General features: G+C 65.3%; 14 protein-coding genes. 3 read left to right on the forward strand and 11 right to left on the reverse strand.

Going from position 1 to position 15,440, the window contains the following annotated elements; genetic code table 11:
• Positions 1–159: 159 nt before the first annotated feature.
• The 10 genes from AC0L3X_RS06925 to AC0L3X_RS06970 are packed head-to-tail and all read right to left on the reverse strand — an operon-like array spanning position 160 to position 9,341.
• Positions 160–1,014 carry a carbohydrate ABC transporter permease gene (locus AC0L3X_RS06925; RefSeq protein ID WP_371496096.1) on the reverse strand — a complete coding sequence of 285 codons (855 nt, stop codon included), beginning with the start codon at positions 1,012–1,014 and terminating at the stop codon, positions 160–162.
• Complete coding sequence (locus AC0L3X_RS06930; RefSeq protein WP_063984854.1) at positions 1,011–1,949, reverse strand: carbohydrate ABC transporter permease; 939 nt, start codon at positions 1,947–1,949, stop codon at positions 1,011–1,013. The genes AC0L3X_RS06925 and AC0L3X_RS06930 overlap by 4 nt, the downstream gene beginning before the upstream one ends.
• Positions 1,946–3,295: an ABC transporter substrate-binding protein gene (locus AC0L3X_RS06935; RefSeq protein WP_063984853.1), complete on the reverse strand. Its 1,350-nt coding sequence runs from the start codon at positions 3,293–3,295 to the stop codon at positions 1,946–1,948. Before AC0L3X_RS06935 ends, AC0L3X_RS06930 begins: the two co-directional genes overlap by 4 nt.
• Before the next feature lie 58 nt (positions 3,296–3,353).
• Positions 3,354–4,133 carry a sulfur oxidation c-type cytochrome SoxA gene (gene soxA, locus AC0L3X_RS06940; RefSeq protein ID WP_063984852.1) on the reverse strand — a complete coding sequence of 260 codons (780 nt, stop codon included), beginning with the start codon at positions 4,131–4,133 and terminating at the stop codon, positions 3,354–3,356.
• A complete protein-coding gene (gene soxZ / locus AC0L3X_RS06945) occupies positions 4,130–4,447 on the reverse strand; it encodes a thiosulfate oxidation carrier complex protein SoxZ (RefSeq protein ID WP_014497100.1) in 318 nt (105 codons plus the stop codon). Before soxZ ends, soxA begins: the two co-directional genes overlap by 4 nt.
• Positions 4,447–4,914: a SoxY-related AACIE arm protein gene (locus AC0L3X_RS06950; protein ID WP_063984851.1), complete on the reverse strand. Its 468-nt coding sequence runs from the start codon at positions 4,912–4,914 to the stop codon at positions 4,447–4,449. The genes soxZ and AC0L3X_RS06950 overlap by 1 nt, the downstream gene beginning before the upstream one ends.
• Before the next feature lie 4 nt (positions 4,915–4,918).
• Positions 4,919–5,371, reverse strand: coding sequence for a sulfur oxidation c-type cytochrome SoxX (soxX, locus tag AC0L3X_RS06955; protein ID WP_063984850.1), 453 nt, complete (start codon positions 5,369–5,371; stop codon positions 4,919–4,921).
• On the reverse strand, positions 5,364–6,647 hold the full coding sequence (locus AC0L3X_RS06960; protein WP_231144392.1) for an NAD(P)/FAD-dependent oxidoreductase: 1,284 nt from the start codon (positions 6,645–6,647) through the stop codon (positions 5,364–5,366). Before AC0L3X_RS06960 ends, soxX begins: the two co-directional genes overlap by 8 nt.
• A gap of 46 nt (positions 6,648–6,693) precedes the next feature.
• Positions 6,694–8,880: a xanthine dehydrogenase family protein molybdopterin-binding subunit gene (locus tag AC0L3X_RS06965; RefSeq protein WP_063984849.1), complete on the reverse strand. Its 2,187-nt coding sequence runs from the start codon at positions 8,878–8,880 to the stop codon at positions 6,694–6,696.
• Positions 8,881–8,891: 11 nt separating this feature from the next.
• A complete protein-coding gene (locus AC0L3X_RS06970; RefSeq protein WP_028156974.1) occupies positions 8,892–9,341 on the reverse strand; it encodes a (2Fe-2S)-binding protein in 450 nt (149 codons plus the stop codon).
• Between the two features lie 320 nt (positions 9,342–9,661).
• Here AC0L3X_RS06970 and AC0L3X_RS06975 point away from each other — a divergent pair, with 320 nt between their 5' ends.
• Positions 9,662–11,284, forward strand: a complete 1,623-nt coding sequence (locus tag AC0L3X_RS06975) for a B12-binding domain-containing radical SAM protein (RefSeq protein WP_473316328.1) — start codon at positions 9,662–9,664, stop codon at positions 11,282–11,284.
• 4 nt (positions 11,285–11,288) lie between these two features.
• Here AC0L3X_RS06975 and AC0L3X_RS06980 read toward each other — a convergent pair whose 3' ends face one another.
• Positions 11,289–12,677 carry an MFS transporter gene (locus AC0L3X_RS06980; RefSeq protein ID WP_063984847.1) on the reverse strand — a complete coding sequence of 463 codons (1,389 nt, stop codon included), beginning with the start codon at positions 12,675–12,677 and terminating at the stop codon, positions 11,289–11,291.
• 171 nt (positions 12,678–12,848) lie between these two features.
• Between AC0L3X_RS06980 and AC0L3X_RS06985 the strand changes: the two genes are divergently transcribed.
• Positions 12,849–13,910, forward strand: coding sequence for an isocitrate/isopropylmalate dehydrogenase family protein (locus tag AC0L3X_RS06985; RefSeq protein WP_231144394.1), 1,062 nt, complete (start codon positions 12,849–12,851; stop codon positions 13,908–13,910).
• Between the two features lie 336 nt (positions 13,911–14,246).
• Positions 14,247–15,440: a calcium/proton exchanger gene (gene cax / locus AC0L3X_RS06990; RefSeq protein WP_473316329.1), complete on the forward strand. Its 1,194-nt coding sequence runs from the start codon at positions 14,247–14,249 to the stop codon at positions 15,438–15,440.

The following is a 15,440-nucleotide window of genomic DNA, read 5'->3' on the forward strand; positions in this document are numbered from 1 at the left end:
TGGCGTCTCGTACGCAGGCGCGACTTCCATCGCGCATCGTAGTGCTACGGTATGTAGCATATACACGCGAAAACCTTGCGTCAACTCCAAGTAGAGCGCGTGCTCGTGGCGCGGGAAGCGCGCAAGAGTGCGCTCCCCAGAGGATTGAGATTGGCGCAGCTACCCGCCCTTGACCGCCCCCGCCGTGAGCCCCGCCACGATCTGTCGCTGGGCGAACACTGTGAGCAGCAGCACCGGGAGAGTGACGATCAGCGCGGCCGCGGCCAGCGGACCCCAGCTCAACTGGTCGAACGAGATCATGTTGTAGACGGCGACGGGCAGGGTGCGCGTCTCGCGTCCGGCCAGCACGATGCCGAACACAAAATTGTTCCAGGAGAAGATCACGGCGAGGATGAAGGCGACCGCGATCCCGGGCTTGGCGATCGGCAGGGCGACGTGTCGAAAGACCTGCCACCGCGTGGCGCCGTCGATCAGGGCGGCTTCCTCCAGTTCCATCGGTGTCGTCTCAAAGTAACCGATCATGATCCAGATCACGATCGGCACCGTCACGACGAGATGGATGATGATCTGCGGCACCAGCGTGCCGAGCAATCCCAGCCACTGGAACAGCAGGAACAGCGGGATCAAATAGGACAGGCCGGGCGTGATGCGCGCGATCAGGATCACGATCGCGGATTTGTGCGCGGCCATGCGCGCGATGCCGTAGCCGGCGGGAACGCCGACGAGCAGGGCCAGCGTGGTCGCGCCGCCGGTGACGATCAGGCTGTTGACGAAATAGGTCAGGAAGCGGTTGGAAGCGAGCACGTCGGCGTAGTTCTTCCAGGCGATGCGATCGGGGATGAACACCGGCGGGTAGGCGGCATTGTCGACCTCGAACTTGAGCGACAGCGACGCCATCCAGAGGAAGAACAGGATCGCCGGCGACACGATGACGAACACCGAGAGCCACAGACCGATCCTGCCAATGACCTGACGTAGGTTGATTCGACTTGGGTTGACTTGACTTGAGCTCATGCGCCGCTCGCGATTTCGGTCCACAGCATGCGCTGGCGGGCATAGAGCATCACGGCCGCGAGGGCGACGATGAGGAGGAAGAACACCACCGCGATCGCCGAGCCGTAGCCGAGGTCGTAATAGGTGAAGGCTACGCTGTAGAGATAGATGTTGATCGTCTCCGACGCCGAGCCCGGTCCGCCCTGCGTGATCGCGAAGATGATGTCGAAACTCTTCACGGCGTCGATCATGCGGATCATGCCGGCGATGAACAGGAACGGCATGATCAGCGGCAGGGTGATGAAGCGGAACACCTGCCAGAAGCTGGCGCCGTCGATCTGCGCGCTTTCATAAGGCTCGGTCGGGATGGCGGCGAGGCCGCCGAGCACGATCAGCATGACCAGCGGCGTCCATTGCCAAGTCTCGACCAGCACGAGCGAGGGAATGACGGTCGCGGGGTGGAAGACCCAGAGCTGTGCGGGGATCCCGACCAGCGACAAGAGGTAGTTCAGCACGCCGAGCTGCGGGTGGAACATCATGGTCCAGACCAGCGCGATCGCGACGGGGGTCGCCATCATCGGCATGATGAAAATACCGCGCAGAAAGCCGCGGCCGACGAATTTCTGGTGAAACACGACGGCCGCGAACGTGCCGAGAATCAGCGGCAGCAGCACCGATAGCAAAGTGTAGACCATGGTGTGGCCCACCGCCTCGATGAAGCGGGGATCGCTCGTCAGCCGCAGATAGTTGGAAAACCCGACGAAGGTGGTCGGTGAGCCGACCTTCCACTCGTTCAGGCTCATCCAGATGGTGAAGACCCACGGGAAGATGATGATCGCGAGCACGACGACCAGCGCCGGCACCACGAACGGCCAGTAGGACGGCGGCCGCAACGCCTTCTCCGGCGCGGCATCAGACTGTGCCGCGGCCGGAGTCGATTGTGTCAACGCACTCACGCTTTTTCGCTGCGCTCCAGGATCGGCCGGTACTGATCGTGAGCCTTCTTCAACTCGGTCGCGGGATCGGCGCCCGATAGTGTCGAGGTGAGGGCCGCGCCGACGAGATCGCGGAATTCGGCGACCGGGATCACGACGGGAAGGCCGAGCTTGCTGATCTTGGCGGAATCGATCACCGACTGCAGCCACTCCTTGGGCATCTTCACGCCGTTCTGGACCTCGGGATCGCCGAGGATCGAGTTGCGGAACGGCACGCCGCCGCCGGCCTGCAACAGCCGTGCGCCCTGCTGCTTCGAGACCGCCCACTGGCAGAGCAGATAGGCGGCTTCCTTGTTTTTGCTCGCCGCGGCAATGCCGATGCCGTCGCCATAGGTGGCCGAATATTGCCCCTTCGGTCCGGCCGGCACGACGGTGTAGCCGACCTTGCCGACGACGCGCGAGGCGGCGGGGTCCTCCAGCGGCGGCGCCCAGCCGACGCCGTCGATCCACATCGCCGAACGTCCTTGCGTGAACGAGGCCATCGACTCCATCCAGTTGAAGCCGGCGACGCCTGGCGGGGCGACCTTCGTCAGCAGCGTCTGATAGAGCTTTGTCGCCGCGACCGCCTCGGGGCCGTCCGTGAGGATGTTGCCTTTGGCGTCGAGGAATTCGCCGCCATAGTCGAGGAAGAAGTTGGTCCACAACGTCATGTTGGCGTTGCGCAGGCCCCGTCCGACGAAACCGTAGGTGCCTTCCTTGGTGTCGGTCAGTTTTTCGGCGGCCGCGACCATCTCGTCGAGGGTCTTGGGGACGGCGACGCCCTTCTTCTGGAACAACTCCTTGTTGTAGTAGAGGATGAAGTAATCGACCGACCAGGGCAGCGACAGCATCTGGCCCTTGTCGTTCTTGGCGTATTGCAGGCCGGCGGCCGAGAAATCGCTCTCGACGAGATCGGGCGCCGTCAGCGTCGGATCCTTCATGAAGGGCGTCATGTCGGCCAGCCAGCCGCCCTTCTCGAACTGCCGCTTCTGCACGTGATAGCTGAGATGGACGACGTCGAAGCTCGGCCGGCCCGAGGTCAGCTCGATCACCACTTTCTGGCGCTGTTGCTGCTCGGGGATCTGTTCGGATTCCACCTGGATGCCGGTGAGCTCGGTGAACTCCTTGATGTTTTTTTGCAGGTTGTCGCCGCGCGGACCCTTGGCGAGGATCACCTCCAGCTTGGTCCCGGCGTATTTCTTCCAGTTGACCTCGGCGCGTGCCGGTAGTCCGGTCAGGCTGAGCGCGCCAGCCGCGGCGGTCCCCGTCAACAGCGTGCGGCGCGAGATGTTATGGTTGGCCACGTCAAATCCCTCCCTCTGATTCATTTTCTTTGGGAGGGATACTAACGGCCGTGCCACGCCTGCCTAGTCCTAATCTGGGGACTCAGGGACGCACGGCAGGCGTCTCCATCGGCAGGCCGCGCGCCCGCGACATCAGGTAGAGTTCAAGCGCGACCAGCTCGGGCGCGCCGTAATCAAAGGCCTGGGCGCGTACGCCGGTCATGCAACTGCGCAACCTTCGCTCGATCGACCCCAGCGTCTGCCACTCCAGGCGGTAGAGCGGATAGCCGGTCGGCTGTCCTTGCGTGATCGGCGCGCCCGCAAGACGCTTGTCGAAATTGTCGTCGTGGCAGTTGGTGCAGGCGAGGTTGAGCTGACCCTCGCGCCGCATGAAGAGGTCGCGGCCCTGCGCCACGAAAGGCTTCAGCTCCGGATCATCGCCGGCCGAGATCGCGACGCCGCGGGACTGGTGGGCGATAAAGGCGGACAGCGCCAGGAGGTCGTGGCTCTCGTAGGGCAGCGCCGGCGCCTGCTGATGATTGGCGCGGCAGAGGTTGATGCGCTGGTCGAGGGTGACGGGGCGCGCCAGCGCCTTGTCGAAGGCCGGATAGCGCGCCGCGACGCCCTTCATGCTGGTCGTTGCATCGCCGTGGCAGTCCGCACAGGCCTTGTCGGCGCTGCCGGCCTTCTTCGCCCAGAGCGCCTCGCCGTCGAGCACGAAAAGCATGCCCGGATTGGACGTGTCGTCATCCTGCATCGCGCGCGTGTCCGGCCCCATGAACGAATAGCCGGAGCGGCGCGCGTCCGGCGGAATCTCGCCGGCGAGCAGGGCAGGGGCCGCGGCCAACAATGTTGCCGCCGCTATCGCGCGCCAAAAGATCATTCGACCGTGATCGAGGCCGATGCGGTCGACGAATAGCCGTTGTCGCCGATCCATTCGAATTCGAACTTGCCGCTCTCCTTCGCGACCGTGAAGAAGGAGAGGTATGGGTTGGCCGCGATCGCCGGAAACAGGTCGGCGCGGAAAACTTCGGTGCCATTGTAGCGGCACGTAAAGCTCGTGATGATGTCGCGCGGCACCAGCGCGCCGTCCGCGGTGTGGCGGAAGCCGGTCTCCATGATGTGCGAGGTCAGCGTGCGGATCTCGATGACATCGCCGCGTTTGGCTTTTGCCGGGACGTTGATGAGCGCGGCCATCAGTTCATCTCCTCGGTACAGGCGGCCAGCGTCACGACGATGTCGGCGGCGACCTGCCAGAACGTGTCATCGGACATGCGTGCGATTGCCACCACCTTCTGGGTGTCGGCGAGCCGGATCCGGGTCGAGACCTGGGCGCGGCCGGAGGAGGGATTGAGATAGAAATTGCCGATGTTCGGCTGCGGGTTCTTCTCGTTGAAGACGTGGATGCTCTTGACGTAGTCGTTTGCGGTCATCGGGCTTGCGACGCTCACCGTCATCGGCACCGTGTTGCCGTTCTCGACCAGAGGCGGAATGTCGAGCTTGACCTTGCCGGTGCGAATCTGGGCTTCGCCGACGACGTTGCGGATGGCGGTGCTGAGCATCGCGGGCGTCGCTTCCAGCGGTCGCAGCGTGACGATCGGGATCGTCCCGGCGACCGTCGCGCCGCCTGCAATACTCAGGAATTGTCGTCGCGTGGTTGGCATGAAGCTAGTTCCGAAGCGTTACAAGAAAGGCCACGATGTCTTCGATCTCCGCGGCGGATAATATCGGCTTGCCGGCAAAATTGCGCCCGACCCGGACCAGCCCGTCGTTGCGATAATAGGACGGCATGATGGTCTGCGGGTTGTAGCGCGATGCATCGACCAGCCGCAGCCGCAACTGGCCCGCCGACCACCAGTTTCCGGTGCCGGTGAGATCGGGTGCGAGGTCACCCTGGAACCGCGCCTCCGGGAACGGACCGGAATGGCAAAGGATGCAGGTCGTGGTGCGCGCAACCACCAGCGCGCGTCCACGCGCGGGATCGGCTGGTGAGCCCGTGAGCGGCTCCGGGATGGTGTCACCGATGATTTTGTAGCGCACGAGCTCGTCGGCTCTTGCGCCGCAAGCCAGGGCAACGCCGGCGGCGATCAGCGCTGCGATATGAAGGAATGCTCTAGCCAAAGGTGTCCGCCGTGATGGTTTGAAACCAGCGTTCTGCCTCCGCGGCCTCGCGGGCGCGCAGCTCGCGCGGCGCATCGACCGGGCTGGTCGCGCCGCCCTCGACCTCGGCAAAGATGTCGCCCCTGGGCTGGTAATTGCCGGCGAGCGAGAAGCCGTAGCCGGGCGCGGCCGTGTTGTAGCAGACGCCGGTCAGCCGCGGCGTCTCCGGCGCGCGGCCCGCGAACAGGTTGAGGATGGCGGCGGCGCAGGCCTTGCCCTGTGCGCTCGCGGCCGACGCCGATTTGGGAATGCCGCCGCCGAGGCAGGCGTCGCCGATGACATGGATGTTCGGGACGAGCTTCGACTCGAATGTCACGGGATCGATCGGGCACCAGCCGGTCGCATCCGCCGCGCCCGCGATCTCGGCGATGCGGCCGGCGCGTTGCGGCGGGATGACGTTGGCGACATCAGGCGTGTAGTTGCCGAACTCGGTGATGATGGTCCTTGTCGAAGGATCGACCGAGGTGACGCGACCGCCCTGCGACAGCGCGATACGCTCGATCATGTCGCCATAGAGCTCCTTCCACGCCTTCTCGAACAGCCGCTGCTGCGAAAAATTGTCCTTGGCATCGAGGACCAGCACCTTCGAGCGCGGCTTCTTCGTCTTCAGGTAATGCGCAATCAGGCTGGCGCGTTCGTAGGGCGCCGGCGGGCAACGCGACGGGTTGGCCGGGATGGCGATGGCGACCGTGCCGCCGTCCGCCATCGCCTCCAGTTGCCTGCGCAGCAGCAGCGTCTGCGCGCCGGCCTTCCAGGCGTGCGGCATTTTCTCGGATGCCGCTTCGTCATAGCCGGGCAGGGCCTCGAAATGGAAGTCGATGCCAGGGGAGAGTACGAGACGGTCATAGGGCAGCGCGACGCCGTCGGTCGTCACGACGCTGCGCCGCTGCGGCTCGATTGTGGTGACGGCCTCGCCGATCACGGTGATGCCCTCGGCGGCGAGCTTGTCATAGTCGAACTGCTGCGCGTCGATCTCACGCAGGCCCGCAATCACCTCGTTGCTGAAGGGGCAGGAGGTGAAGACCGCGTTCGGTTCGATCAGGATGATTTGCAGGTTTTCCTGCGCGCGTTTCAGCGCGCGGGCGCAGGCCGCGCCGCCGAACCCGCCGCCGACCACGACGATACGTGCTGCCGACTGCGCACGCGGGACCGATGGCCGCGCCAGCGTTGCGGCGGCCGCGGTGATGCCGAGCACGGCATTCCGCCGTGTCACCGGGCGCGTGGTCATCAGGATCATCCAGGCAAAAATGCCGCGGCGGCCGTTGCAGCCGCCGCGGCGTTTCTCAGGCGAAGGTGATGTTCTGGTCGCGCAGCGGCACCGAGCGGATGCGCTTGCCCGTCGCCGCGAAATAGGCGTTGAGCACCGCCGGCGCCGCGACGCCGATGGTCGGCTCGCCGACGCCGCCCCAGAACCCGCCGCTCGGCACCATCACCGATTCCACCTTCGGCATCTCGTTGATGCGCATCGAGTTGTAGGTGTCGAAGTTGGTTTGCTCGATCTTGCCGTCCTTGACGGTGCAGCCGCCGTAGAACAACGCGGACAGGCCATAGACGAAGGAGCCGGCGATCTGCCGCTCCACCTGCGCCGGATTGACGACGTAGCCGGGATCGGTGGAGGCGACGATGCGATGCACCTTGATCTTGTTGCCGTCGGTCACCGAGATTTCGGCGGCGCCGGCAACATAGCTGCCATAGCCCATGACCTGCGCGATGCCGCGATAGACGCCCTGCGGCGCCGGCTTGTCCCAGCCGATCTTCTCGGCCACGGCATTGAGCACCGCCAGATGCTTGGGATGGTTGCCCATCAGCTTGCGGCGGAATTCGAGCGGGTCCTGACCTGCGGCCTGGGCCAGCTCGTCCATGAAGCATTCCATGTAGATCGCGTTGTGATTGACGTTCACGCCGCGCCAGAAGCCGGGCGGAACGTGCGGGTTGCGCATCGCATGCTCGATCAGGAGGTTCGGCACCGAATAGCCGAACGCGGCTTCGCCGGACTGGGCGACGCCCTGGAATGCGGCCGGATCCATGCCGTTCTGCAGCGCTTCGGGGCGCAGCGAGAACAGGATCGACTGCCCGGACAGGCGGTAGTGCAGCGCCACCAGATTGTTGTTGGCGTCGAACGCGCCGGTCATCTTGCACTGGGTGATCGGGTGATACCTGCCGTGCGCCATGTCCTCTTCGCGCGACCACAACAGCTTGATCGGCGTGCCCGGCATCTGCTTGGCGATCATGACCGCCTGGCGGACGTAGTCGGTCTGGCCGCGCCGGCCGAAGCCGCCGCCGGGCATCACCTTGTACACGTCGCACTTCTCCGCTGGCAGGCCGGAGGCCTCCAGCACCGCCGCGAAGACGGCTTCGCCGTTCTGCGTGCCGCACCAGACCTCGCATTTGTCGGCCGTGTAGAGCGCGGTGGCGTTCATCGGCTCCATGGTGGCGTGGTTCTGGTAGGGGTAGTTGTAGACGGCTTCGACTTTCTTCGCTGCGCCGGCAATCGCGGCTTTGACGTCGCCGTTCTTGTTGCCGACATAGGCCGGCTGCGCGTCGTCGAGGCCCTCAGCCAGCCACTTCGCGATCGACTCGCTGGAGACCTTGGCATTCTCGCCCTCGTCCCAGACGATCGGCAGCGCTTCCAGCGCGGTCTTGGCGTGCCACCAGGTGTCGGCAACGACCGCAACCGCGGTATCGCCGACCTTGACGACCTTCTTGACGCCTTTCATGCCGGTGATCTTGGCTTCGTCATAGCTCTTCAGCTTGCCGCCAAACACCGGGCAGTCCTTGATTGCGGCGTTCAGCATGCCCGGCAGCTTGACGTCGATGCCGTAGATCATCGTGCCGGTGGTCTTGTCGGCGGTGTCGAGCCGCAAGAGGCCCTTGCCCGCGATGGTCCAGTCCTTGGGATCCTTGAGCTTGACGTCGGCCGGCGGCGTCAGCTTGGCGGCGGCTTCGGCGACCTTGCCGTAAGTTGTCGTCTTGCCCGACGCCTTGTGGGTGATGACGCCCTTGGCGACGGTGCATTCGGAGGCCGGCACCTTCCACTCGTTCGCGGCGGCCTCGATCAGCATCACGCGCGCGGTGGCGCCGCCCTTGCGGACATAGTCCTGCGACGAGCGGATGCCGCGGCTGCCGCCGGTCGAGAAATCACCCCAGACGCGCTTGCGGGCGACGCTCTGGCCGGGGGTCGGATATTCGGTCGTGACCTTCGACCAGTCGCATTCGAGTTCCTCGGCGACCAGCTGGGCGAGGCCGGTGAGCGAGCCCTGGCCCATCTCGGAGCGGGCGATGCGGATCACGACGGTGTCATCGGGCCTGACTACGACCCAGGCGTTGACTTCCGGCGCGCCGTCGGCCGCGCGGACCACGGCGGGGCCACCGAAGGGGAGATCGAGCCCGATCGCGAGGCCGGTGCCGACAGCGGCGGTGCCGATGACGAAGGCGCGACGGTTCATCTTGGGAGAAACATGCTTGTTCATGGGACGGCTCCTCAGGCGCTGGCGATCGTGTGGATCGCTTCGCGCACCTGCTGGAAGGTGCCGCAGCGGCAGATATTGGTGATGGCCTCGTCGATGTCGGCGTCGGTCGGCTTCGGCTTTTCGGCGAGGAGTGCGGCCACCGCCATGATCATGCCGCTCTGGCAATAGCCACATTGCGGAACGTCCTTGGCGATCCAGGCTGCCTGCACCTTGTGCAGCGTGTCGCCGGATGCGAGCCCCTCGATCGTGGTGATCTTCTTGCCTTCGGCCTCGCTGACCGAAATCCCGCAGGAACGGATGGCGACGCCGTCCATGTGAACGGTGCAGGCGCCGCATTGCGCAATGCCGCAGCCATATTTGGTGCCGGTCAGGCCGGCATTCTCACGGATCGCCCAGAGCAGCGGCGTATCCGGCTCGACGTCGAGCGTGAAGGTTTTTCCGTTGATTGTTAGGTTTGCCATCGCAAGTCCCCTGATTGGCCCAATCCACCGATCGGACTCAGGGAACAATGTGTCTGGCAAATTGGAACTGTTCAAATCAATAGTCCGAGGGGTGGCCAACAGCGAGGCTGGCATGCGCGGGGAAGAATGTCGGGAGCGCGGTGTTGCCGCCGAAATCGCCGTCCAAGCGGCCGGATGAGCCTCTCCCGGCGCCAAGAGGTGGCTCGGAACGACGCCCGGCGCGTTCCGGGCAGTTCCCATTGCGGCGACAGTTTGTCCTTTTTACCGGGGTGCAAGACGAACGCGCTCTGGTACACTGGGACGAAGCAAAAAGGGATTCCATGAACGTACCGCAGCGCTGCAACGTATTGATGCTCTATCCGCTGTTCTTGGCGGAGTCGTTCTGGAGCTTTGGCGAATCCTGCGAGCTGATGGGTGTGAAGCGACCCGCGGCCCCCCTCGGCCTGATCACGGTGGCCGCGATGCTGCCGAAGGACTGGACGGTCCGGCTGATCGACTGCAACACGCAAGCCTTGGGTGACGAGGATCTCACCTGGGCCGACGTCGTGTTCACCGGCGGCATGCTGCCGCAGCAGGCCGATACGCTGCGCCTGATCGAACTCTGCCGCGCCGCCGGCAAGCCGGTGGTCGTCGGCGGACCCGATCCCACCTCCAGCCCGCACATCTACGAGAAGGCCGACTTCCGGGTGCTCGGCGAGGCCGAAAGCGTCATCGACGAGTTCATCGCGGCCTGGGAAGGCGGGGCCCGCGCCGGCGTCTTCACTGCGCCGAAATTCCAGGCCGACGTAACAAAGACGCCGGTGCCACGCTTCGATCTCCTGAAGTTCGAGGACTATCTCTACCTCGGTGTGCAATATTCGCGTGGCTGTCCGTTCACCTGCGAGTTCTGCGACATCATCGAGCTCTACGGCCGTGTGCCGCGCACCAAGACGGTCGAGCAGATGTTTGTCGAGCTCGAGACGCTCTACCGGATGGGCTACCGCGGCCATCTCGACTTCGTCGACGACAATTTCATCGGCAACAAGAAGTCGCTGCGGCAGTTTCTGCCCCAGCTCGCCGAATGGCAGCGCGCGCACGGCTATCCCTTCGAATTGTCCACCGAGGCCTCGGTCAACCTGGCCGACGATCCCGAGCTATTGGAGCTGATGGGCGCGGCCAATTTCTTCGGCATCTTCGTTGGCATCGAAAGTCCGGACCCTGCAACGCTGGTCGCGATGCGGAAGAAGCAGAACACGCGGCGCAACATCGCCGAGAGCATCCACAAGATCTATGCCGCCGGCATGCTCGTCACCGCGGGTTTCATCGTCGGCTTCGACACCGAGAAGGTCTCGATGGCGGAAGCGATGATCGATTTCATCGAGGAGGCCGCGATTCCCGTCGCCATGGTCGGCCTGCTCTATGCGTTGCCGAACACGCAGCTCACGCGCCGACTCGAGCGTGAAGGCCGGCTGCATCCGGGCCACGATCTGGCGCCGACCATCGGCGCCGATCAGTGCACGGACGGCATCAACTTCGATCCGGTCCGCCCGTTGCGCGACATCCTGACGGACTACAAGCGGGTGCTGGAGCACATCTACAGCCCCGCCGCCTACGCAGGACGCGTCGACCGCCTGATGACGCTGCTCGACCGATCCAGGCAGCGCCCCGAGCTCGCCGAGGGCGACATCCGCTCGCGGGTCGGGGCGATGGAGACGGTGCACCGCGTTGTCACCGCCCTTCCCGAAGCGCGCGGGCCGCTGTGGCAGACCTTCATGAACTGCGCCAAGCGCGACACGTCATCGGCACGGATCGCGGTGCAGATGATTGCCGCCTATGCGCATCTCGGGCCGTTCTCGCGCAAGGTCATCGAAGCCATCGACGGGCGCCTCGCTGCGCTCGATGACGAGACGGTCATCCCGACCGCTGCGACGCTCGACACCACCGCAGCCCGGCACCTGGCCTGAAGGCTTACTTCACCGCCAGCCGCAGGAAGCTCATCACGCTGCCGAGCGCGGCGAAGCCGGCGCCGAGCCCCAGAGCGACGGTCGCGCCATCGTGACCGGCCAGCGCAAAGCACAGCGCCGCGAGTGCGGCTCCCGTCGTTTGCCCTGTCAGCCGCGCGGTGGCGACGATGCCGGAGGCGCTGCCGCTGCGGTGCGGCGGCGCGCTCGACATCACGGCCTTCATGTTCGGCGCCTGGAAGAAGCCGAACCCCATGCCGCAGATCACCATCCGCCAGATGATGTCGGGGATGGCAGGATTGGACGGAAGCATCGCGAGCAATGCCATGCCGAGGCCGAGCAGCACGAGCCCGATGCCGCCGAGCAGGCCGACCGCGTGCCGGTCGGAGAGGCGCCCCGCGATCGGCGCCATGATGCCGACCACCAGCGGCCAGGGCGTCATGAAGAAGCCGGTCTCGACCTGCGAACGCCCGAGCACGTCCTCGAAATAGAACGGCAGCGAGACGAAGGCGAGGCCCTGCACGGCGAACGAGCACACCGCGGTCGCTGCCGACAGCGCGAACATCGGCCGGCTGAACAGGTCGATCGGCAGCATCGGCGCGGGATGGTCGGCATGCCGGCGCGTCAGGATGAAGCCGAGTGCGAGGGCCGTGATCAGCTCGATGCCCACGACGACGGGCGACAGATTGTGCGCGGCGCTGCCGATGCCCGTGATGAACAGGCCGAGGCAGGCGGACGCAAGGACCGCGCCGAGAAAATCAAAGCCGTGATCGGCGCGCGGCGTCTTCGGCAGCATTGCAAAGCCGATCCCGATCGCGACGAGGCCGAACGGGATGTTGACAGCGAACAGCCACGGCCACGGGCCGACTGCGAGGATGGCAGAGGCGATCGATGGACCGATGGTGAAGGCGGTCGCGACCACGAGCGCGTTGTGGCCAAAACCGCGGCCAAGCATCCGGCCGGGATAGACGAAGCGCACCAGCGCCGTGTTGACGCTCATGATGCCGCTGGCGCCCAGGCCCTGCAGCGTGCGCGCGACCAGCAGGCTGTCCAGCGACCACGCCACCGCGCAGAGCAGCGAGGCGATGGTGAACAGGATCAGGCCGCCGAGATAGATGCGCTGGTGCCCGACGATCTCGCCGAGCGCACCGAGCGGCAGCAGGGTCGCCACCAGCGCGATCTGGTAGACATTGACCACCCAGACCGATTGCTCCGGCGTGACGTGCAAATCGGCGGCAATGGCTGGCAGAGCGATATTCGCGATCGCGGTGTCGAGGGAGGCCATCGCCAGCGCGGTGAAGATGGCGGCGATCGCCCAGCGCCGCTGCGTGGCCGGAAGGCCGTCGGCAATGGGATGATCGGGCTCGCGCGCGGCGGCAGGTAACGTGATTGTCATTGCCTGGCGCGTTGCTCCGGCGGCGTGGTGAAAGGGGACTTTTGGCATGTACTACGCCGAAGGCCGCTTCCACAGGCATATGCTTGCATGCTGTGTATGCGCGAAGGTCAGGCGATGCGGCCGGCGGCTGGCGTATGATCGCGCCAACTGCTGCAATCTTGGGGGATCACCATGCAAATCGTCGTTCTGCCCGGTGACGGCATCGGACCGGAGATCACGACCGCGACATCGGGCGTGCTGCGCGCGGCCTCCGAGCGCTTCCAGCTTGACTTGCGCCTCGAGGAGCACGCGGTCGGGCATGCGAGCCTGAAGCTATCAGGCACGACGGTGCGCCCCGAGCTGCTCGACATCGTCCGCGCCGCCGACGGCCTGATCCTGGGGCCGACCGCGACCTTCGACTTCAAGGACGAGGCCCATGGCGAGATCAACCCGTCCAGGCACTTTCGCAAGAGCCTCGACCTCTACGCCAATGTCCGGCCGGCGCGCACCTATGCGGGGCGGCCCGGCCGGCTTGGCGAGTTCGACCTCGTCGTCGTGCGCGAGAACACCGAAGGGTTCTACGCCGACCGCAACATGGAACAGGGCAATGGCGAGATGCTGGTCACGCCTGACGTCGTGATCTCGCTGCGCCGGATCACGCGCCTCTGCTGCGAGCGTATCGCGCACGCCGCCTGCCGTCTGGCGATGAAGCGGCGAAGACATCTGACCATCGTGCACAAGGCCAATGTGCTCAAGATCGGCGACGGCATGTTCCTCGACATCTGCCGCGCGGCGGCGAAGGGCTATCCCGGCCTCGAAGTCGACGACATCCTGGTCGACGCCATGATGGCGCATGTCGTGCGCAACCCCGATCGCTTCGACGTCATCGTCGCCACCAACATGTTCGGCGACATCCTGTCCGATCTCACGGCCGAGCTCTCCGGCAGCCTCGGCCTCGGCGGCTCGCTCAATGTCGGTGATCGCTACGCCATGGCGCAGGCCGCGCACGGCTCGGCACCTGACATCGCGGGGCAGGACGTTGCCAATCCGGTCTCGCTGATCCTGTCGACCGCGTTGCTGCTGGCCCGGCATGGCGAGAAGAGCGGCGCCGTCCGCTACGAGGAAGCGGCGCGTGCGATCGAAGCCGCGGTGGCGAAGGCGATCGGCGAGGGCAGGGCGACGCGCGACGTCGGTGGCAAGCTCGGCACCATCGCGGCGGGGGCTGCGATTGCAGAGGTCTTGCAGGCGGAGTGAGCCATCGTCGCGGATGCCTGCGATTTTTTTTGGGGGCCAACACAAAAACTCGAAAAACAACCCCATGCACAGTAGAAGGCTCCTTGATCGATAAGGGATTTTCGGAGCGCGTCGCGACGACCTTCGTGGCAGTGATCACGTTGACCCGTCGGGCAAAACACTGGCATGATGCTATCGTGCCAGCGGTCGGGGACAAGGGCGCATTCTCATCATGCGCGACGTCCGCTTCCTGACGTCCAGTGGCCCGTCTCCTCTGGCCCGCTTGAGCCAGATCAAGACTCACCCCGCGGCGCCGCCGGACCTTCCATCAACGCTTCCATGGAAAGGGCGGCCCATATGACAACCCTGCTCAGGGAAATCCGGGATACACCTCTGCTCTGGATGCTGGTCTTCGTGCCCATCGTGCTGGTGGCGGAGGCGGTCGCCCCGCATTCCCACACGCTGCTGTTCGTGCTCGCCGTGCTTGCGATCGTGCCGCTGGCGGCGCTGCTCAGCCACGCCACCGAAGCGGTCGCCGCCAGGACCGGCGATGCCGTGGGTGGGCTGCTCAACGCAACGCTCGGCAATCTGACGGAGCTGATCATCGCCATCACGGCGCTGCGGGCAGGCGAGTACATGCTGGTGAAGGCCTCGATTGCCGGCGCGATCGTCACCAACGCGACATTCATGCTCGGCGCCTGCCTGCTGCTCGGCGGCCTGCGCTACCACGTGCAGGAGTACAACCGCGCCGGCGCGCGCCTGTCGTCCGGCCTGTTGCTGATGGCGACAGTCGCCCTGCTGGCCCCCTCGGCAGTCGCCGACCTCGAGCATTTGCCGCAGGACGGAGGCGTCATTCACAAGCTTAGCGTCGGCATTTCAGTCCTGCTGATCGCGGCTTACGCGCTTGGCCTGTGGTTCTCGCTCGGGACGCACAAGGAATTGTTCGCAAGCGTCGATCACGGCGAGCAGGAGGAAGCGCACTGGCCGATCGGGCTAGCCGTTGGGACGCTGCTGGCCGTCACCGTGCTGGTGGCGCTGGTGAGCGAGATCTTCGTGGAATCGGTGCAGAAGGCGGCGGAAACCTTCGGCATGAGTCCGGCTTTCGTCGGGTTCATCATCGTTTCGCTGGTTGGCGCCGCTGCCGAATTTGCAGTTGCCCTTGCCGCTGCGCGCAAGGACCGCCTCGACATGGTCGTCAGCATTGCGCTCGGCAGCGCCTCCCAGATCGCGCTGTTCGTTGCACCCGCGCTCGTGCTGCTCAGCTATGTCGTGGGACCGACGCCAATGAACCTTCAGTTCTGGCCTGGCGCCGTCACCATGGTGATGATCGCAACAGTCACGGCGACCTTCATCACCACCAGTGGACGCTCGGCATGGTTCGTCGGCGCGCTGATGATTTTCATTTATGCGGTGTTTGCGCTGACGCTGTATGTCGTCCCGGCGCCGGGGGGGGGGGGGGGGGGGCACCCCCCCCCCCCCCCGGGGGGGGTTTTTTTGAGGGGGGCGGGGGGGGCGGGGGGGCCCCGCCCCCCAACAGCCGAAAAAGATTGA

The organism is Bradyrhizobium sp. MI1.7, from assembly GCF_055811795.1.